The organism is Streptomyces sp. NPDC021093 (genome assembly GCF_044333135.1).
In the GTDB taxonomy this organism is placed as follows: Bacteria; Actinomycetota; Actinomycetes; order Streptomycetales; family Streptomycetaceae; genus Streptomyces.
Genome location: NZ_JBIRQJ010000001.1, coordinates 441,405 through 462,458, shown reverse-complemented (window position 1 = coordinate 462,458; position 21,054 = coordinate 441,405). Strand labels below are relative to the sequence as shown.

The window sequence follows — 21,054 nt, the reverse complement described above, 5'->3', positions numbered from 1 at the left end:
GGGTGAGGGACACGAGGGAGCGGCATCGCATGGACACCGGCAGGAACACGGAAGTGCACAACAACACCGGCGTCGCCGAAGGACTGTCGTCGGGCGCGGGCCCGGGAGGAGCGGGTAGCGGTACGGGCGCGGGTGCGAGTACAGCCACCCGTACGGGCATGGACAGCGGCACGGGCGCGGGCACCGGCACGGGCACGGGTGCGAACGCGGGTACCCCCACCGCTACCGGCGCGGACGCTGCCACAGCCACCGGCGCGGGCGCGGGCACCGTCGAGCGCAGCGCCACCGGCACCGCCCCTGCAGCTGCCGCAGCCCCCGCCTCGGCCGTCGACATCGGCACCTACGAAGTGCTGCGTGACCGGTTGGCCGTCCAGGCGGCCGAGTTGGCCGGGCGGGCCGAGGAGCTGAACCGGGCGCGCATCGCCGAGTTCGGTTCGTCCGAGCTCTCCTTGAGCGGTACCGCCCGGCTGCGCACCGGAGCGGCCTGTGTGCCGCGCGACCTCGTCGCCGTCGGCGGCGCCCTGCTCCTCGGACATCACGCGGGGGCCGCCCGGGGCTCCTCGCAGCCGTCCGTCGGCGACGTCTTCACCCTGTACGACCGTGCCGGCGAGCCGCTGCCGCACAGTGCCGTCCCCGGGCTGCTCGACGATGCCGCGTTCGTGGCCGCCTTCGCCGACCTGCACCGCTACTTCCAGGACGCACGGCTGCTCCAGCTGCGCCGCGAGGAAGGCAGGCTGCTCGCGGTGTTCCGCACCGGGGAGCGGGCCGACGACATCCGCGTACTGCGCTGGGAGCTCGGCCCCGGCGGACACGGCGGCCCCAGCGGGCACAGTGGTCCTGACAGTCACAGCAGCCCCAGCGGCCCCGGCAGCCATGTGCGTTTTCTGGACGCCCAGGGGGAACGCGACCTCGCGCTGCCGCCCGCGTACGACTTCGACTGGGTGCCCGCCACCCGCGAGGACCAGGTGCTCGGCCGCCACCCGCACCTGTCCGTCGACGGCGGCGCGGTGTTCGTGACGACGGTCGGCGGCTCCCTGACCGTGAAGACCGACGACGACACCGAGTCCGCCGAGGGCATCCATTCCGAGCCGGTGGACGAACCGCTCCAGTCGCTCGCCGACGCGGACGTCGCCCACGCCCGGGTCGGCGCCCTGATCCTGCTGCGGGTGCGCCCGTACAAGGAGCGGGCCACGCGTCATCTCGTCTTCAACACCCTCACCGGCACCGTCGTCCGGCTCGACGGCATCGGGCAGTCCTGCCACCGGCTGCCCGACGGTCAGGGCATCGTCTTCCCCGGTGGGTACGCGCTCGCCTCCGGCACGGTCAAGACCTTCGACGCGGTCGACACCGAGGCCCTGGAGTTCGAGCGGGCGGTGCGCTCGCCCAACGGCGAGGACGTGCTGTTCGTCCACCGCGCGCAGGCCACGGGCCGCACGCTGCTGCTTCCGTACAACCTGATCCGCAAGGCGGTGGCCACCCCGCTGACCGGCGACGGGTTCGCGCTCTTCGACGACGGCGGCCTGGCCGTCCTGCGCGGCGGCGAAAGCGGCCACGGCAGCGGCGACGGCAGCGAGCCCGGCCGGGTGCACCAAGTGCAGTGGTGGCACAGCCCGTACGTCTCCGACGTGCACGCCGCCGAGGCACCGGCCGGCAGCGGGCCGCTCGCCCGCATCGGCAACGCCGACCTGGTGTGCGGCATCTCCGACTGTCTGGCCGTCGCCCGGCAGGCCACCGGGACCACCCCGACCGCCGCCGGGTACGAGGAGCTGGCCGCCGCCTGCGTGCGCGGCGGCGACCGGCACCACTGGCTGGGCGAGGCGGCGGCCGGTGATCTGCGCACCCCGCTGGAGGAAGTGCGCGGCACCGCCGTACAAGTGCTGGAGGAGTTCCGAGCCGTCACCGCGCTGACCCGGCAGGCGGCCGAGGCGCTCGACGCGTCCGCCGCCCGGCTCGCCCGTCTGGTGCGCCAGGTGAGGGGCGAGGCACCGGCGAGCGCCGAGGAGTGGATCGCCCGGATCACCGGGCTGCGGGAGGCGCAGGGCCGCCTGACCACCCTCAAGGAGATGCGGTACGCGGACACCGACCGCATCGACTCGCTGGCCGCCGAGGCCGAGCAGGACATCGTGTCGGCGGCTGGACGCGCCCTCGCCTTCCTGAGCCGTGCCGACGCGTTCGCCGACCACCACGCGGAGACCGAGAGGCTGGCGGCGGACGCGGCGGCGATCACCACGGTCGCCGCAGCGGGGCCCCTCGGGGAGCAGCTGGACGGGCGGACGGCCGGGCTGCGCACCCTCACCGAGGTGGTGACGGGCCTCGACATCGCGGACGCGACCGTACGCACGTCCATCCTGGAGCGCATCGCGGAAGTGCTGGGCTCCATCAACCGGGTGCGCGCCCAGCTGGACGGCCGGCGGCGCGAGTTGCTGGAGCGGGAGGGGCGGGCGGGGTTCGCCGCGGAGTTCGCCCTGCTCGGGCAGTCCGTGGCGGGGGCCCTTGCCGCGGCGGACAGCCCGGAGGCGTGCGACGCCGGGCTCGCCCGGCTGCTGCTCCAGCTGGAGAACCTGGAGTCGCGGTACGCCGAGCACGACGACTTCCTCGCCGAGACCGAGCGGCAGCGGGGCGACCTGCACGACACGTTCGCCGCACGGCGGCAGGCCCTCCAGGACGCCCGTGCCCGGCGCGCCGAACGGCTCGCCGGTTCCGCGCACCGGGCGCTTGAGGCGGTCTCCCGGCGGGCCGCCGCACTGGAGTCCCTCGACGCGGTGCACACGTACTTCGCCTCGGACCCGATGGCGCAGAAGGTCCGGCGCACCGCCGCCGACCTGCGTGAACTCGGCGACCAGGTAAGGGCGGACGAGCTGGAGGGCCGGCTGAAGGCCGCCCGCCAGGAGGCCGGCCGGACCCTGCGCGACCGCACCGAGCTGTACGCGGACGGCGGGAACACGATCCGGCTCGGCCGCCACCGCTTCGCCGTCGCCACCCGGGAGCCGGAACTCACCCTGGTCCCGCACGGCGACGACGGCATGGCGTTCGCCCTCACCGGCACCGACTACCGTGCCCCGGTCACCGACCCGGCGTTCGCGGCGGCCCGCCCGTACTGGGCCCAGACCCTGGTGTCGGAGTCGCCGCGGGTCTACCGCGCGGAGTACCTGGCGGCCCGGGTGCTGGCCGCACACGGCACCCGGACCCTGGCCGAGACCGACGCCGCCGCACTCGCCGATCTCGTACGGCACGCCGCCGAGGCCGCGTACGACGAGGGGTACGAGCGCGGCGTCCACGACCACGACGCGACGGCGATCCTGCGAGCGGTCCTCCAGCTTTCGGACGCAGCAGGACAGTTGAGCCATCGCGCCGCAGCCCGCGCCACGGCCCAGCTCTTCTGGACGTACGGCACGACGGCCGCCGCCCGCGAGACCTGGACCCGCCAGGCACACTCCCTCGTACGCGCCCGCGAAGCCTTCGGCACGGTCCACGACCTGGAGGCGCTGCGGACCGAACTCGGCGACGCGCTCGGCGAGTTCGAAGCGGTGACTCCGGTACTGGGCGAGGCACGTGCGACGGACTCCGCCGCCTACCTCGTGGAGGAACTGGCCGCCGGTGCGTCCTTCGCCACGAGTGCCGCGGCCCGCACCTTCCTCGACAAGTTCCGCCGCACCGTCGGTTCCTGCCCGTACGACGCGGACGTGCGCGCCCATCTGGCGGCCGGGGAGCTCTCCCCCGCGCTCCGGGTCGTCAGGGGCTGGCTCGCCTCGTACGCCGCCGCGTCCGGCGAGGACGTCGACCCCGGCGACCTCGCGGAGGCCGTCGCCGTCGAACTCTGCCCCGACCTGCCCCGCCACGACGTCGACGCGCCCCTCACCACCACGGTTCTCGGGCTCCTCGGCTCCCACCCGCGCATCGACCGCCGGACCCGCGCCCTCCCGCTGCGGCTCGACGAGTTCCTCGCCCGTACGTCCGACTTCACCGGCCGTACGGCGCCCGGATTCACCGCGTACCAGAAGCTGCGCACCACCCTCGTCGCCGCGGAGCGGGACCGGCTGCGGCTGGCCGAGTTCCGGCCGCGGGTGATGTCGGCGTTCGTCCGCAACCGGCTCGTCGACGAGGTCTACCTCCCGCTCGTCGGCGACAACCTCGCCAAGCAGCTCGGCGCGGCCGGGGAGGGCCGGCGCACCGACAGCAGCGGTCTGCTCCTGCTGCTGTCGCCGCCCGGCTACGGCAAGACGACGCTGATGGAGTACGTGTCCGAGCGCCTCGGCATGCTGCTGGTCAAGGTCGACGGGCCCGCCCTGGGCCACGACGTCACCTCCCTCGACCCGGCCGAGGCCCCGAACACGGCAGCCCGCCGGGAGATCGAGAAGATCGAGTTCGCGCTGACGGCGGCCAGTAACGTCCTCCTCTACCTGGACGACATCCAGCACACCTCGCCCGAACTCCTCCAGAAGTTCATCCCGCTGTGCGACGCGACCCGCACCCTGGGCGGCCACGACCTGCGCGGCAAACGCTTCGCGGTGTGCATGGCGGGCAACCCGTACACCGAATCGGGGCAGCGCTTCCGCATCCCGGACATGCTCGCCAACCGGGCCGACGTCTGGAACCTCGGCGACGTACTGACCGGCAAGGAAGCGGCCTTCGCGGCCAGCTTCGTGGAGAACGCGCTGACCTCGCACCCGGTGCTGGCCCCGCTCGCCGGACGCGACCGCGCCGAACTGGACCTGCTGGTACGGCTGGCCGAGTCCGACCCCTCGGCGCACGCCGACCGGCTCGCCCACCCCTACTCCCCCGCCGAACTCGACCGGATCCTCGCGGTGCTGCGGCACCTGCTGACCGCGCGGAGGACCGTCCTCGCCGTCAACGAGGCGTACATCGCATCGGCCGCGCAGACGGACGCCTCCCGTACCGAACCGCCGTTCCAGCTCCAGGGCTCGTACCGCAACCTCAACAAGATCGTCCAGCGGATCAGCCCCGCCATGAACGACACCGAACTGACCGCCGTCATCGACGACCACTACACAGGCGAGGCGCAGACCCTCACCACCGGCGCCGAGTCCAACCTCCTCAGACTCGCCGCCCTGCGCGGCACCCTCACCTCCGCGCAGACAGCCCGCTGGGCGGAGATCACCGCTGCGTACGTACGCACCCAGGCGCTCGGCGGCGCCGCGGACGACGGCCTCGGCCGCGCGGTCGCAGCCCTCGGCCTGCTCGCCGACCGCGTCGCCGCCGTCGAGTCGGCCATCGTCCGCGCGACCGACCCCCGCCACCTGCTCAACAGGCCGACGGGCCGACATGCGGCCGAGGGGGGCCGAGAACTCCGCTGAGCCGCCGGATCAGTCCCAGAAGCCGGTGTGCACCGCCGCCGCGCTCTCGTGGAGGAAGGGGCCTGCCACCTCCACCACGGGGTTGCCGTGTGCGAAGACCTTGCGGGAGGGCAGGGCCAGCAGGAGGTGTTCGCCACTGGTGCCGGCGAGGACGGCCAGTTCGTCCTCGCCGAGCGCGTAGACGACACGGCGGATGCCGCTCCAGTAGATGGCTCCGGCACACATCGCGCACGGTTCGGTGCTGGTGTACAGGGTCGCGGCGGCCAACTGCTCCGGCGAGAGGGTGCGTGATGCCTTGCGGACGAGGTTGGTCTCGGCGTGGGCGGTCACGTCGGATTCGGTGACGACGGTGTTCTCGGCTTCGAGGACGACGTTTCCCGCGGCGTCGGTCAGCAGGGCGCCGAAGGGGTGGTTGCCGTTCTTGCGCGCGCTCGCGGCGATGGCGATCGCGGCGACGAGATGGCGTTCGTCGTGCGGGGAGGGCTGGGCGGACGGGGCGGGCTGGGCAGATGGGGCGGACATGCTGTGCGGCACGGTCACTCCTTGGGGATGGTGATGGGGGTGGGGGTGGGGATGGTGATGGGACGACAGTGGTGGCTCACGGAGAGAGCCTCCGTGATCATGCCCCCTGCAGCCAATGGGCGGCAGCGGCGAGGAGCGCGGTGACGCCGATGCGCAGGGTGGGGTCGGGCACGGGGGCGTAGTGCGGAGAGTGGTTGGTGGGGATGCCCTCGGGCAGGCCGTCCTCCAGCAGGGAGTCGAGAGTGACGCCCTGGAAGAGGGCCGGGTCGGCGCCGCCGAGCTGCCAGAAGACTGAGGGGGCGCCGAGGGCGGTGCCGAAAGTGCCGAAGTCCTCGGTGCCGTTGAGCGGTTGGGGCAGGGTGAGGACGTTCCCTGCCCCCAGGACCTCGCCCAGTACGTGCTGGACCAGGGCTGTGCTGTGGGGGTCGTTGTAGGTCAGCGGAAGTGCCGTCAGGGTGGTGAACTCGGGTTCCTTCGGGGCTCCGGAGGCGGCGGCCTCCGCGCGGACGATGCGTTCGATCGCGGCGAGTATCCGCTCCCGGACGGCCGGGGCGGTGGAGCGGATGTTGATCTTCAGCTCGGCGGTGTCGGGAATGATGTTCTCCTTCGTGCCCGCGTGCAGCGAACCGACGGTCACCACGGCGGAGTGCGAGGCGCCGATCTCCCGGGAGACCACGGTCTGCAGGCGCATCACCACGGCGGCGGCCATGACCACGGGGTCGACGGTCGTCTCCGGCGACGAGCCGTGGCCGCCCCGGCCGAAGAGGGTGACCTTGAGGTTGTCGGAGGCCGCCATGGTCGGTCCCGGCCGGGTGGCGATGAAACCGGCCGGTGCGGGCAGGACGTGCTGGCCCAGGCAGATGTCGGGGCGGGGGAAGCGGTTCCGGAACCCGTCCTCGACCATGAAGGGCGCGCCGCCGACTTCTTCCGCGGGCTGGAAGACGGCGAGGACGGTGCCCTGCCAGGCGTCGCGGTGCGCGGCGAGTTGAGCGGTGGCGCCGAGCAGGCAGGCGACGTGCATGTCGTGTCCGCAGGCGTGCATGACGGGCACTTCGTTGCCGTCCGGGTCGGTGCCCGTGGCGGTGGAGGCGTACGGCAGTCCGGTCTCTTCCTCAACCGGAAGGGCGTCCATGTCGGCGCGGAGCAGGACGACGGGGCCTTCGCCGTTGGTCAGGACGCCGACGACTCCGGTGCCACCGATGCCTTCGCTGTCGCCGACGCCCTTGCGGCCGCCGATGTTCTCGGTGACCTCCCAGCCCTGGGCGCGCAGCCGGTCGGCGACCGTCTTCGCCGTACGGAACTCGTGGAAGGACAGCTCGGGATGGGCGTGCAGGTCCTTGTACAGGGCCAGCAGTCCGGGGAGTTGTCCGTCCAGGCCGGCGAGGAGCGCGGTGACGGCGGAGCCTTCGGTGGAGGTGGCGGACGTGTCGGCGGTCATGCTGGTTCCTTTGCTGAGTTGGTGGGCAGGTGCGCGGAGGGTGTGGCCATGCCTCTCCTCTCGCCGGGGGGCCGGGGTGGTGGGTCGACCGTGAGGTGCCCATACGATCCACCTCACGGTGATCGGTTCTTCTCAGATGCAGGAAAGCGGCGTGGGACGAGAGATGGCGCAGGAATCCGGCGAGGGGAGCGGGCTCTCCGGTGAAGGGACCAGGCTCACCGATGGAGGGACCAGGCTCACCGATGAAGAGCCCCGGCTCACCGGCGGGACGGTCCTCGCCGACGGAGCGGTCCGGTTCTCCGAACAGGACCTGGCGCTCGTGGAAGCCCTGCAGGCCGCGCCCCGCGCCCCGTGGTCCCGGATCGGGCGGGCACTCGGTGTGGATGCCACCACCGCCGCCCGGCGCTGGGAGCGGCTCCGTGCGGCGGGCCTCGCCTGGGTCACCGCGTACGACACGGTGCGGACGGCGACCGTGGGTTTCGTCGAGGTGTCCTGCCGCCCGCAGGACCAGGCGGAGGTGATCGAAGCGGCCTGTGCGATGCCCTGGGTGTTCGACGTCAACCAGACGAGCGGGGACTTCGACCTCCTGCTGTCCGTCGCCGCCGAGGACCTGCCCGCCCTCGGCCGGGCCGTCCACCGGCACATCGGCGAGCTGCCGGGGGTGCGCGGTCTCCGTGTGGGCGTGGGCATCTCCCTGTTCGGCGAGGGCAGCGACTGGCGCATGCGGGCGATGCCCCCGGCGGGGCGTGCCGAGCTCGGCCCACCGCGTCCGCAGAACAAGATCGCCTACAGCACCCAGCCGTTCCTGCGCCCGACGCCGCAGGACCAGGCCGTCCTGGACGCCCTGGGTGTCGACGGGCGCCTCGGTTACACGGGCCTGGCGGAACTCACCGGCCTGAGCGAGTACGCGGTGCGCCGCCGCCTCCAACGCATGCTCAACGAGGGGAGGATGCAGCTCCGCTGCGACATGGCGTATCCGCTCGCCGGGCTGTCGGTGCACGTCGTCTACCGCATGCGGGTGCCGCACCACGCGGTCGACGTGGCGGGGCGCACGGTGGCCAGGCTGGAACAGGTGCGGATGGCGGCGTCGGTGAGCGGCCCCGACAACCTCCTCGTCCATGCGGTGCTGCACGGCATGGGGGACATCGGCCGGTTCGAGACCCTGCTCGCGGAGCGGCTGCCGGAGCTGGAGATCAGGAACCGCGTCATGACGTTCCGCACCCTCAAGCGGGTGGGCTGGCTGCTCGACGCACAGGGACGGGCCGTCGGACGCGTCCCGCTGGGCCCGCCCCCACCGTGAACGACCGGCGCCACGCCCCCACCGTGAGCGACCGGCGCCACGCCCCTTCCGTGAACGACCGGCGCCCCGGTACGGCGGCCTCACCCGCCGCATGAACGGCCGTAAACGGCCCGCCCCCGGTCAGCCCGTTGCCGGAAAGGCGTTCCTCCAGCAGGAGCAACCCCTATGGCAGGAGCAACCCCTATGGCAGGGGCGACGACGACGCTGCCGCCCTGCGGTACTTGACGTTGACGGCCGAAGCCCTGGCCATCGCCACGGGGTTCAAGAAGCGCAGCGGCCCGATCAGGCGGGAAGCAAACAGGTGCATGTGCCGCGCCACGGCCGCATCGCGCGCCGCCGCCGAGAACATCAGCCGCTCCAGAGGGTTGAACGGCCGGGACCTGGCGAAGTCGGCGGCCAGGTACTGGTGACCGCGCAGCCCCCGCCCGTGTCTGCGTGCGTACGCCGCGAGCGACCTGTCGAGGTGATCGCGACCACCCCGGCCGGTCGCGGCCGAGGCGATCGCCTCCGTCAGCCAGTGCGCGGTCTGCAGGGCCCACCCGCAGCCCACTCCCCACAGGGGATCGCTGGTCAGCGCGGCGTCACCGATGAGCGCGACGCCCGGTGCGGTCGGCCTGCGGCTGTGCAGCGGGTAGTTGACAGTGCCGATGATCTTCGTGATGCGCTCGGCGGAGTCGATGGGCGGTGCCTCGGGCAGGGCGCGGACGAATTCGAGGAAGCTGCCCTCCAGGTCTTCCCGGAAGGCCGGCAGCCGCTTCTTGTCCGGGAGCACCGCGAGGACCGTCACCCCGTCTTCGTTCGGAAACGCGTACGCCATGTCGGGTTCCAGGAACCAGGCGTGGCTGATCCCGCCGGGCAGCGGAAGATCGCGGAAGTGCGCGAGATAGCCGAACCTGGCGTTCTCGTACGCCTTGTCGGGTACCCCGGCGAACTTCGCCACGGCCGAGTCCTTGCCGTCGGCGCCGACCACCAGACGAGCCCGGATCTCGCGCTCGCCCTCTGCCGTCGACACGCGCACCCCCGAGGTCCGCCCGGCTTCTCTGATCAGCCCGGTCACCTGGTGACCGAGCAGCAGATCGACGCCGGGAGTCTCCGCCGCGCGGGACCTGATCAGCGGGTCGAGGGTGCTGCGCCGGATGTTGTACCCGTACGGCAGCTCGGGGCCGGCCGGCGCGGCCTTCGGCTCGATCCATCCCCAACGGGTGTACCAGCGGGCCTGGTTGCGGACGGCTCCCGCCTTCTCCAGGGCGGGGACGAGGCCGAGCTCGTCCAGCACCGGGTAGGCGCAGGCCGTCAGGGAGTGCGTGCACAGCACCTTGTACGCCTCGGGGTCCGAGTGGCGTTCCAGCAGTGCGACGCGGACACCGCGTCGAGCGAGCAGGATCGCCGCGGCGCTTCCGGCGAGGCTGGCTCCGCTGATGACGACGTCGTAGTCGTATCCCGCGCTCTCAGGCTTGGTCATGCGGTGAGCGCTCCCTTCGAGGTGTGATGCCGTTCGTGGGGATGGTGCATGGTGCAGTGCAACTGCTGTCAGGTGCATGAATAGTTGTCAAGAGGTGCGGATCGGCCGATGCGCGATCAAGCCGCGGGCAAGGCGGTGGGGCGGTACCCCGGCCTGTGCCGGGATCCGCCCCACCGTTGTCGCTCCCCGCCGTGGCGGGCCGTTACGTATCAGTGGCGGCCCCGGTGGGAGACGCGGCGCTTGAGTGCGAACCCGGTGCCGGTCAGCGCGGTGGCGGCGGCGATCAGTGCCAGCCAGATCGTCCAGTCACTGTCGCTGCCCGTTTCGGGCAGCACGCCGGTCGGCTTCCCGGTGGGCTTCCCCGTGGGACCCGTCGTCGGCTTGGTCGGGCCCGTCACCGAGGGCGAGGGCGAGGGCGGCGGAGTCAGCGGCAGGGGCCTGACCGGGACCGGCGTGGTGGCGCATTCCGGATCCTGGGCCCCGGCCGGGCAGCCGGCACCGGGACTGGTGCCCGTCACGCGGTTGGTGAGCCTGCCGTCGCCCGAGCCTTCGGGCTTCACGGTGACGGAGTAGGTCACCGTGACGGTGGCGCCGGGCTCGATGTCGCCGGTCCAGGTCAGACGCGGCGTGCTGTAGCTGACGTTCCCGGCGGTGGCGGTGGCGTCCTGGTTGTAGGTGGAGTCGTCCAGGAGGTCGGTCAGGTCGTCGGTGAAGGATCCGCCGGAGTAGCGGCCCTTGCCCTTGTTGGTGATCTGCACGGTGTAGGTCACCTTGTCCCCGGGGTACACCTCCGGCCCCGCGTCGGAGGACTTCCGCAGTTCCATCGTGGCCACCAGCGTGGTGACGGAGACGATCCGGCGGACGTCGCGCAGCGAGCGGTGACCGTCCAGCGACGTGGTCAGCGTGTTGGTGAGCCGGTGGTCGGTCAGGTCGCGGTGGCTCTTGACGGTGACGGTGTAGGTGAGGGTGACCGTGGTCCTGGCGGGCACGTCGCCGTGCCAGGCGAGCCGGTTGGTGCCCGGGTCGAAGGTCGGTGCGGCGGGGGCTCCGGCGGGAGTCGCTGTCGCGGTCAGACTGCCCGGGTCGAGGTCGGCGTCGTCGAGGACCTCGGCGAGGTTGTCGAAGACGTCCACGTTGCGGGCGTCGGCGTCACTGTCGTTCTTCAGGGTGACCGTGTAGGTGACCTTCTCTCCCGGACGGGCGACCGCCTTGTCGACGGTCTTGGCGACCTCGACCTCGGGCATCGTGTGGGTGGTGGAGCACTCGGCTCCGGGACGGGTCGCGGCGCAGTTGCCGTGCGCGGCGGTCACGGCGTTGCGCAGGATTCCGTCACCGCCCAGGCCGACGCGGACCGAGTAGGTGATCGTGGCCGAGGCACCCGCCGCCAGATCACCGGTCCAGCTGAGCTTCGGCGCGGTGTACGAGGCTGTGCCCGACGTGGCGGCGGCGTCCTGGTTGTAGGAAGCGTCGTCCACGACGCCGGTCAGGTCGTCCTCGAACCGAGCCCCTTCGTACGCCGCCCTGCCGGGGTTGGTGACGGTCACGGTGTAGGTGATGGTGTCCCCGAACTGGACGGAGGCGTCCTGGTCGGAGGTCTTCTTGATGCGCAGGTCGGCGATGTCGCCGCCGGTGGAGGAGCAGGCGGGGTCGGTGGATCCTTCGGGGCAGTTGGTCCCGTTCGGCCCGACGACCGAGTTCGCCAGCCGGTGGTCGCCGGTGACCGGGTCGTCCACGGTGACGCTGTAGGTCACCGTGACGGTGCCGCCGGCCGGTACATCACCGGTCCAGGTGAGCTTCGGCGCCGTGTACCGGACGTTTCCGACCGTGGCAGCAGCGTCCTCGTTGTACTTCGCGTCATCCAGCGCCTCGGTCAGATCGTCCTCGAACCGAGCCCCCACGTACGCCGCCCTGCCGGGGTTCGTGACGGTGACCGTGTACGTCACCTTGTCCCCCGGCTTCACCGGCGAGCTCGCGTCGGACGCCTTGCGCAGTTCCAGCGCGGCCACCGGGGTCACGGTGCCGCAGCCCGCCCGGCTCAGCCGCGTGACGGCGCAGCCGCCCAGCGAGGTGGTCACCGCGTTGCGCAGCACGTGGTCGGCCAGTTCGGCGCCCGGCTTGACGGTGACCGTGTAGGTCAAGGTCACCGTCGCACCGGGGTCGATGTCCCCGGTCCAGTTGAGCCGCTTGCCCGCCGCGTCGTACGTCGGAGCGTTGACCCCCGTACCCGAAGTGCTCACCGCGCTCAGGCTGTTGGTGTCGAGGACGGCGTCGTCCACGACGGCGGACAGGTCGTCGCGCACCGTCATTCCGCGGGCGGGGGTGCCGCTGGTGTTCCGCAGAGTGATCGTGTACGTGACCTTCTCGCCCGCACGGACCGACTTCTTGTCCGCCTCCTTGCTCACCTCGACCGTGGGCATCTCCAGAGTGACGCTGCAGTCAGCGCTGGCCGGGTCTTCGCCAGCCTGGCAGTTGCTGTCGGCGGCGGTCACCTCGTTGTACAGCTGCGCGTCGCCACCCAGCTGGGCCGTCACGGAGTACGTCACGGTGACGGTGCCGCCTGCCGGGACGTCCCCGGTCCAGGTCAGCTTCGGAGCGGTGTACCTGACGTTCCCGGCAGTAGCAGCGGCGTCCTCGTTGTACGTCGCATCGTCCAGAACGCCGGTCAGGTCGTCCTCGAACCGGGCCCCCTCGAACTCCGCCTTGCCGGAGTTGGTGACGGTGACCGTGTAGGTGATCGTGTCACCGGGGTTGACGGGGGACTTGGCGTCGGAGGTCTTCTTCAGCTTGAGTTCGGCGATGCCGCCCTCACCGGGAGGCGTCTCGCAGTCCGGATCCGTCGAGCCAGGGGCACAGTTGGAGTCCTCAGGACCCACCACCGCGTTCCCGAGCTGACCATCACCCGACAGCGGCTTGTTGATCGTGACCGAGTACGTCACGGTCACCGTGCCACCCGCCGGAACATCACCGGACCACGACAGCTTCGGCTGCATGTAGGTCACATTGCCCGAGGTCGCCGCCGCATCATCGTTGTACTTCGCATCGTCCAGAACGTCCGACAGATCGTCCTCGAATGACGCACCCGGATAAGCAGCCGTGCCCGGATTGTCGATCGTCACCGTGAAAGTGACCTTGTCCCCCGGCTTCAGCACACCAGCCTTGTCCAACGACTTCTTGAACTTCAGCTCCGCGACCTCCCCACCCGGGCTCGTACAGTCCTCGTCGGTCGAGCCAGGCTCACAGTTCGAATCCTCCGGACCGACAACCACATTGGACAACTTCCCGTCACCCGTGGCCGGCTTGTTCACCGTCACCGAGTACGTGACCGTCACCGTGCCACCCGCCGGAACATCACCGGACCACGACAGCTTCGGCTGCATGTAGGTCACATTGCCCGAGGTCGCCGCCGCATCATCGTTGTACTTCGCGTCGTCCAGCACACCAGCCAGATCGTCCTCGAACGACGCACCCTCGTACGCCGCCTTGCCCGAATTCTTCACCGTCACCGTGTAGGTGACCTTGTCACCGAGCTTGACCGGGGACTTCGCGTCCGAGGTCTTCTTGAAGGCGAGCTGGGCGGTGTTGCCCTCACCCGAGTCGCACGCGGGGTCCGTCGAACCCGGCTCGCAGTTGGAACCCTCAGGACCCGTGATCGCGTTCTTCAACTGACCGTCACCCGACAGCGGCTTGTTCACCGTCACCGAGTACGTCACGGTCACGGTCTGACCGGCCGGGACATCGCCCGTCCAGGTCAGCCTCGGCGCCGCGTACTCAACGTTGCCCGAGGTCGCCGCAGCGTCCTCGTTGTACTTCGCGTCGTCCAGCACCCCAGTCAGATCGTCCTCGGACCGGGCACCCTCGTACGCCGCCTTGCCGGGGTTCGCGATGGTCACCGTGTACGTGACCTTCTGCCCCGGCTTGATCGGACCAGAAGCATCCGATGCCTTCTCGAACCTCAGCTCCGCGATCCCACCGCCGGGGCTGGTGCACTTCGGGTCGGTCGAACCCTCAGGACAGTTCGAGTCCTCCGGACCGACGATCGCGTTGGACAGCTTGCCGTCGCCCGTGGTCGGCTTGTTCACCGTCACGCTGTAAGTGATGGTCACCGTGCCACCGGCCGGAACATCACCGACCCACGACAGCTTCGGCTGCGTGTACGTCACATTCCCCGAGGTCGCCGCAGCGTCCTCGTTGTACTTGGCGTCGTCCAGCACACCGGCCAGATCGTCCTCGACACGGGCACCCTTGTACTCCGCCTTGCCGGGGTTACTGACTGTCACGGTGTACGTGACCGTCTCGCCGGGCTTCACCGGGGTCTTGGCGTCGGAGGTCTTCTTCAGCTTGAGTTCGGCGATGCCGCCCTCACCGGGAGGCGTCTCACAGTCCGGATCCGTCGAACCCGGGGCGCAGTTGGAGTCCTCAGGACCCGTCACCGCGTTCCCGAGCTGACCATCACCCGACAGCGGCTTGTTGATCGTGACCGAGTACGTCACGGTCACCGTGCCACCCGCCGGAACATCACCGGTCCACGACAGCTTCGGCGCCTCGTACCTGACATTCCCCGCCGTAGCAGCGGCATCCTCGTTGTACGTCGCATCGTCCAGAACGTCCGACAGATCGTCCTCGAACGACGCACCCGGATAGGCAGCCGTACCCGGATTGTCGATCGTCACCGTGAAAGTGACCTTGTCCCCCGGCTTCAGCACACCAGCCTTGTCCAACGACTTCTTGAACTTCAGCTCCGCGACCTCCCCACCCGGGCTCGTGCAGTCCTCGTCGGTCGAGCCAGGCTCACAGTTCGAATCCTCCGGACCGACAACCACATTGGACAACTTCCCGTCACCCGTGGCCGGCTTGTTCACCGTCACCGAGTACGTCACCGTCACCGTCTGACCAGCCGGAACATCACCCGTCCAGGTCAGCCTCGGCACCGCGTACGAAACACTGCCCGAGGTCGCCGCAGCGTCCTCGTTGTACTTCGCGTCGTCCAGCACACCGGCCAGATCGTCCTCGAACCGGGCACCCTTGTACTCCGCCTTGCCGGGATTGCTGACGGTGACGGTGTACGTGACCTTGTCGCCCAGCTTCACCGGGGACTTCGCGTCCGACACCTTCTTGAACTTCAGCTCCGGGATCTCGCCACCCGGCGGAGTCTCGCAGTCCGGATCCGTCGAGCCGGGCTCACAGTTCGAACCCTCAGGACCCGTCACCGCGTTGCCGAGCGTCCCGTTGCCGGTCAACGGCTTGTTGATCGTCACCGAGTACGTGATCGTCACCGTCTCACCGGCCTTGACGTCACCGGTCCAGGACAGCTTCGGCTGTACGTACCTGACGTTGCCGCTCGTGGCAGCTGCGTCCTCGTTGTACTTCGCGTCGTCCAGCACGTCCGACAGGTCGTCCTCGAACGAAGCGCCCGGGTAGTCGGCCTTGCCGGTGTTCGACACCGTCACGGTGAACGTCGCCTTCTCACCCGGCTTCAGCGCACCGGCCTTGTCCAACGACTTCTTGAGCTTCAGCTCCGCGACCTCCCCGCCGGGGCTCGTGCAGTCCTCGTCGGTCGAGCCGGGCTCACAGTTCGAACCCTCCGGGCCCGCGACCGCGTTCTTGAGCTGCTTGTCCCCCGTCAACGGCTTGTCGACCGTCACCGAGTACGTGACCGTCACCGTGCCACCGGCCGGAACATCACCGGTCCACGACAGCTTCGGCTGTACGTACCTGACGTTGCCGCTCGTGGCCGCAGCGTCCTCGTTGTACTTGGCGTCGTCGAGGACGCCGCTCAGGTCGTCCTCGAACGACGCACCCTCGTACGCGGCCTTGCCCGCGTTCGTGACCGTCACCGTGTAGGTGACCTTGTCGCCCGGCTTCACCGGCGACTTCGCGTCCGAGGTCTTCTTGAAGGCGAGCTGGGCGGTGTTGCCCTCACCCGAGTTGCACTCGGGGTCCGTCGAACCCGGCTCGCAGTTGGAACCCTCAGGACCCGTGATCGCGTTCTTCAACTGACCGTCGCCCGACAGCGGCTTGTTCACCGTGACCGAGTACGTCACGGTCACGGTCTGGCCAGCCGGGACATCGCCCGTCCAGGTCAGCCTCGGCGCCGTGTACTCAACGTTGCCCGAGGTCGCCGCTGCGTCCTCGTTGTACTTCGCGTCGTCCAGCACACCCGTCAGGTCGTCCTCGAAGCGGGCACCCGGGTAGTCGGTGTCACTGGTGTTGGTGATGGTGACGGTGTAGGTGACCTTCTGGCCGGGCTTGATCGCGCCGGTCGCGTCCGATGCCTTCTTGAGCTTCAGCTCGGCGATCTCACCGCCGGGGCTGGTGCACTTCGGGTCGGTCGAACCCTCAGGACAGTTCGAGTCCTCCGGGCCGACGACCGCGTTGGACAGCTTGCCGTCTCCGGTGGTCGGCTTGTTGACCGTCACCGAGTACGTGAGGGTGACTGTGGTCTTGGCGGGGATGTCGCCCGTCCAGGTCAGCTTCGGCGCCGTGTACGACGGCGTGCCGACCGTGGCCGTCGCGTCGTCGTTGTACTTCGCGTCGTCCAGCACCCCGGTCAGATCGTCCTCGAACCGGGCACCGGGGTAGGTGGCCGGGTTGGGGTTGGTGACCGTGACGGTGTAGGTGACCTTCTCGCCGGGCTTCACCGGGGACTTCGCGTCCGACACCTTCTTGAGGGCCAGGGGACGGCTGAGCGGGTCGATGTCGACGCGCTCGGTGCAGCCGACGTCCGTACTCCCGGCCGGGCAGTTGCCCTTGTTGGTGACGACCCGGTTGTTCATGACGTGGTCGCCGCCGACGGAGTCCTTGACGGTGACCGAGTAGGTGAGGGTGACCGTGGTCTTGGCTGGCAGGGTGCCGTTCCAGGTCAGTTTGCCGTTCGCGAAGACCGGTGCGGTGCCGTGGCTGGAGGCCAGGTCCGCGGGCCCGTCGGCGTCGTCGAGGACGTCGGCCAGGTCGTCGCTGAGGGTGAAGCCGTTGATGGGGACGTCGGCCGGGTTCTCCAGGGTGATGGTGTAGGCGACCTTGTCGCCCGGGGCCGCCTCGACGGTGTCGGCGAGCTTCTGCACCATGGGGGCGAGGACGGTGGTCGTGGTGGAGCAGACCTGGCGGCGGGCGATGGAGTCGGGGGCGCAGTTGCCGCCGCCGGTAATGGTGTTGATGATCTCCCGGTCGCCGCTGGGCGGGTCGTTGACGGTGACCGTATAGGTGATGACGGCTTCCTGGCCGGGGTCGAGGTCACCGGTCCAAGTGAGTCTGTCGCCGGTGACGGTGGCCGATCCCGGACCGCTGACCGTAGGACCCGCGGTGAGCTTCGCGTCGTCGAGGACGTCGTCGAGGTTGTCGGTGAAGGTGCCCTTCTCGATGCGGAAGGTGCCGGGGTTCTTCACTCGGACCGTGTAGGTGACGGTCTCTCCGGGCTCGACGGTGGTCTTGTCCGCGGACTTGTCGATGTCCAGTACGCCGATACGGACGCGGGTGGCGCAGCGTGCGTCGGGCGAGCCGAGGCGGCAGTTGCCCTCGCTGGCGAGGATGCGGTTGTCGAGGATGCCGTCGGCGCCCTCCGGCTGAGGGTTCTTGACCTTCACCCGGTAGGTGACGGTGATCTTCTCGTGCGGACCGACCCTCGGGTTGGTCCAGGTGATCTTGTCGCCGGTGCGGGTGGCGGTGCCGCTGGAGGCGGTGAGGCTGCCCTCGACGAAGTCCGCGTCGTCCAGGATCTTGCTCAGGTCGTCCTCGATGCGGACGTCGGTCTTCGGGTCGGCGGCCAGGTTCTCGATGGTCCACGTGTAGGTGAGGGTGTCGCCCGGGGTCGCGGTCGCCTGGCTCACCGTCTTCGTCGACAGCAACGGCGGCGGCACACAGCCGGCCGCGTCGGAACCGGGGCCGCTGTAGTTGCCGATCTGGCCGATCTTCTCGGCCGTGGTCGCGCCCACGACCGCGAGACCTGTCGCGGGGTCGGTCTTCGTCAGGTCGATGCGGACGACGCTGCCGCCGCTGCTGCCGTAGACGTACAGCCAGCCGTCCTCGTCGAACCAGGCGCCTTCGATGAAACTGCCGGAGGTACCGAGGCTCACGGTGGGCAGGGTGCTCTGCTCACCGGTCTCGGGATTGACCCGGTAGATCTTGCCCTTGTTGTCCACCTGGTAGATGTGGTTGTCCTCCGGGTGGAAGGCGATGTCGTGGCTGTGCGCGATGACCTTGGGGATGTTCTTGACGAACTTCGGGCGGGTCGGATCGGAGATGTCGATGACGTTGACCGTGTTCGCCTGGAACCCACCCCCCGGGCTGTGCGTGAGCACGTACATGCTCTGCCCGTCCGGGGACACGACGCCGGCTTCGTAGGCGGTGGCGAAGAGCGCCTTACCCTCGGCGTTCGGGGCGACCGGGAAGCGCTCGGAGGCACCGGTGGCCGGGTCGATGCGTACGATCTGACCCTTATTGGCTGAATAGGACATGCCGTAGAGGTGGCCGTCCATCACGTTGTAGCCGATGGCGTCGGTCGTGTCGGAGCCGGAACCCTTCAGGTGCAGGTTGACACCGCCCTCGGGCGTCCAGGTGTAGAGGTCCTTCTTCTTGTTGTTCACGATCCAGACGTCGTTCGGGCAGCTGCCCGGCTTCGACATCCATGTCTGGTGGTCTTCCACTTCGCCGCCGTCGGCGTCTCCCGTGGGGGCGGGGTCGGTGACCTCGCCGTCGTACAGGCGCAGGCGCAGGGTGAGGTATCCGGAACGGAACGAAGGCACGGTCCAGTTCAGCCGGACGGTGCCGGAGGCGGTGGCCTTGGCAGTGGTGCGCTCGGCGGCCTCGAAGGTGCCGTTGGCATTGAAGTCGACCCAGCCGGCCAGCGTCGCGGTGCGGCCGGTGGTGTTGGTGACGGCGACTTCCCCGGTGTAGGTGTCACCGGTGACGGTCGTGGGCCATGTTCCCGCGAGGCCGTCCTCGTCCGCCGTGCCGGTGGTGTCGTCCAGCTTCGTGTCGAGCTTCGCGGTGTCGACGCCCCGCTCCGCGTCCCACTCCGTACCCAGGGTCAGGCCGGGAGTGCGCAGGTGGCGCGGCCCGTCGGAGGCGTCGGTGGTCTTGTACGAGTCGGGAGCGTCGCCCCGGTCACGGGCGATCAGGCAGCCCGCGCCGTCGGCATTCGAACCCGCTGTCGTCTTCCCGGACTGGTGCGAGGCACCGCGCACGGCCGAACCGCCCGTGACCTCGGTCAGTTCGGTCTGGGTGACCGTCCCGTCCCTGGCGATGGAGTAGAGGTTCCCGAGCTCGTCGAAGGCGACGCTCTCCAGGTAGGTTCCGGTCTTCGGCACCGAGCCGAGGCCGGTGTTGGTGCCGGTCGCCGGGTCGATGACGTACAGCGTGCCCGACGAGTTGTAGCCGTAGAGCTTGCCGTCGACCGGGTGGACGGCGAAGTCACCGAGATCGGTGGACACCCGCACGCTGGTGACGGTGTTGCCCGCGGTGAGCGCGACGGAGTAAAGGAGGCCACTGCCCGCGCGCAGGTAGTAGACGGACCCGTCGGGGCTGATCGCACCCTGCGTGTAGTTCGCGGACGGCAGCCCCGTCACCGGGACCTCGGTGGCCGCGCCGGTGGCGGGGTCGATCTTCAGGATGGTGTCGGCCTTGGACTTGGGAGCCGCGTAGAGCCCGCCGCTCCGGCTGTCGTACGCCAGGGCGTTGTACGCGACGTCCGCGGTGCCGCGTTCCTGCACGGCGCCGGTGACCAGGTCGACGGCCTGAAGCGCCGTCTTCGCGGACGTGTTGACCGACCGGTAGAACACGTCGTCGCAGTTCGGCCCGGCCCGACCGGCCTTCCGGCGGGCCCGCTGAGCGGGCACCGACGACTCGCTCTTCGCGGTGCGGTGGGCGCCGTCGGACGGGACGCTCCGGGTCGGAGTCCTCGGAGACTTCTCCCCGCTGTTCCCTGCCGCACCTTCCCCGTCGGCCGCCACCGGGGCCCTGTCCTCGTCGGCCAGGCAGCCCGCGCCGTCCAGGAGCCGGGAGGGGGCAGTGGCGACCGTGACGGCGCGCCGGGCCCGGTCCGTCAGGCCGCTCGTACCGGCCCCGTCGAGACCGTTGAGGTCGACCTGTACGGTCCTGTCGCCCGCCGCGTAGAAGCGGCCGCCGTGGTCCAGGAACGTCGCACCCACGCCGGTCACGCCCAGTCGCCCGTGCCGGCTCACCGCACCCGACTCGGCGTCCACGCGCACCAGTCGGCCCGCTTCGTCCACTCCGTACAGCGCCCCGTCGCCCGGGTGGTAGGAGAAGTCCGCGAGCCCGGCGACCGGGCCGGAGAGCGGCACGGTCGCGGTACGGCGGAGGTAGTGGGGGCTGTCGGGGTTGATGTCGACGACGACCAGGTTGCCGTCGGCGCGCACGATCAGCCGTCCGTCGTCCGTGGCGTCGCCCGCGGTGTAACCGGTGCCGGTCAGCGACAGGCGCACCGCCTTCGGTGTTCCGGTGGCCGGGTCGAGGGCGACGACCTCGGAGTTGAGGCCGTCCGGCGCGGGGCGCACTCCGTACAGAAGTCCGTCGCGGCGGTTGAAGCCCATCGCGTCGAGACCCTCGGTGCGGGCGAGTGCCGTGTGCCCGCCTTCGTCGAGGGCGAGCGTGCCCAGGTTCCGGCGCTTGCCGTCCTTGGAGTCCCGCAGCACGTAGGCGGTGTCGTCACAGCGGTCGCGGCCGGCGGCAGCCGCGGCGAGCGAAGCGGCCCCCGCCGACTGGACCCCGGCGACCATCGCCATCGCCACCACCACGCGGACGGCCCGTTGCAGCCGTTCCGCCGCGGAGTACCGACCGCGTCCGTGCCTGCGTCCACAGGGGACCTTCGCTCGCAACATCTGTACCTCCGGGCGGGGTATCGGCCGAGGTGAGAATGTCGTAAAGGCTCCCCATATCAGGCGTTTACGTATTTCGCATCCGAAGATCAACTCGAATGGCGTACGTAACCCTCCGCCCCGCCCGAAGCGACGGAGGTGCGGAAGCCCTCGCCGTACGTGAGGCTTGATCAAGGTTTGATGTCTTT

At 70.2% G+C, this 21,054-nt stretch carries 6 protein-coding genes; 2 read left to right on the top strand and 4 right to left on the bottom strand.

Features of this window, described 5'->3' with window-relative positions:
- Nucleotides 1-29 precede the first annotated feature (29 nt).
- Nucleotides 30-5,315 (top strand): DNA repair ATPase, encoded by a 5,286-nt coding sequence (locus tag ACH4SP_RS02130; RefSeq protein ID WP_398408260.1) that lies wholly within the window; start codon nt 30-32, stop codon nt 5,313-5,315.
- A gap of 9 nt (nt 5,316-5,324) precedes the next feature.
- On the opposite strand, the gene ACH4SP_RS02125 is transcribed toward ACH4SP_RS02130, so the two are convergent.
- Together ACH4SP_RS02125 and ACH4SP_RS02120 are read right to left on the bottom strand one after the other, a co-directional pair.
- The gene (locus tag ACH4SP_RS02125) at nt 5,325-5,849 is read right to left on the bottom strand and encodes a nucleoside deaminase (RefSeq protein WP_398408259.1); all 525 of its coding nucleotides are present in this window, start codon (nt 5,847-5,849) and stop codon (nt 5,325-5,327) included.
- 85 nt (nt 5,850-5,934) lie between these two features.
- Nucleotides 5,935-7,275 (bottom strand): amidohydrolase, encoded by a 1,341-nt coding sequence (locus tag ACH4SP_RS02120; RefSeq protein ID WP_398408258.1) that lies wholly within the window; start codon nt 7,273-7,275, stop codon nt 5,935-5,937.
- Between the two features lie 151 nt (nt 7,276-7,426).
- On the opposite strand from ACH4SP_RS02120, the gene ACH4SP_RS02115 reads away from it, so the two are divergent.
- Nucleotides 7,427-8,575 (top strand): Lrp/AsnC family transcriptional regulator, encoded by a 1,149-nt coding sequence (locus tag ACH4SP_RS02115; RefSeq protein WP_398408257.1) that lies wholly within the window; start codon nt 7,427-7,429, stop codon nt 8,573-8,575.
- 181 nt (nt 8,576-8,756) lie between these two features.
- Here the strand turns inward: ACH4SP_RS02115 and ACH4SP_RS02110 are convergent, their stop codons facing one another.
- The gene (locus ACH4SP_RS02110; protein ID WP_398408256.1) at nt 8,757-10,037 is read right to left on the bottom strand and encodes an NAD(P)/FAD-dependent oxidoreductase; all 1,281 of its coding nucleotides are present in this window, start codon (nt 10,035-10,037) and stop codon (nt 8,757-8,759) included.
- 209 nt (nt 10,038-10,246) lie between these two features.
- Nucleotides 10,247-20,869: an isopeptide-forming domain-containing fimbrial protein gene (locus ACH4SP_RS02105; protein ID WP_398408255.1), complete on the bottom strand. Its 10,623-nt coding sequence runs from the start codon at nt 20,867-20,869 to the stop codon at nt 10,247-10,249.
- Between the last annotated feature and the right edge of the window lie 185 nt (nt 20,870-21,054).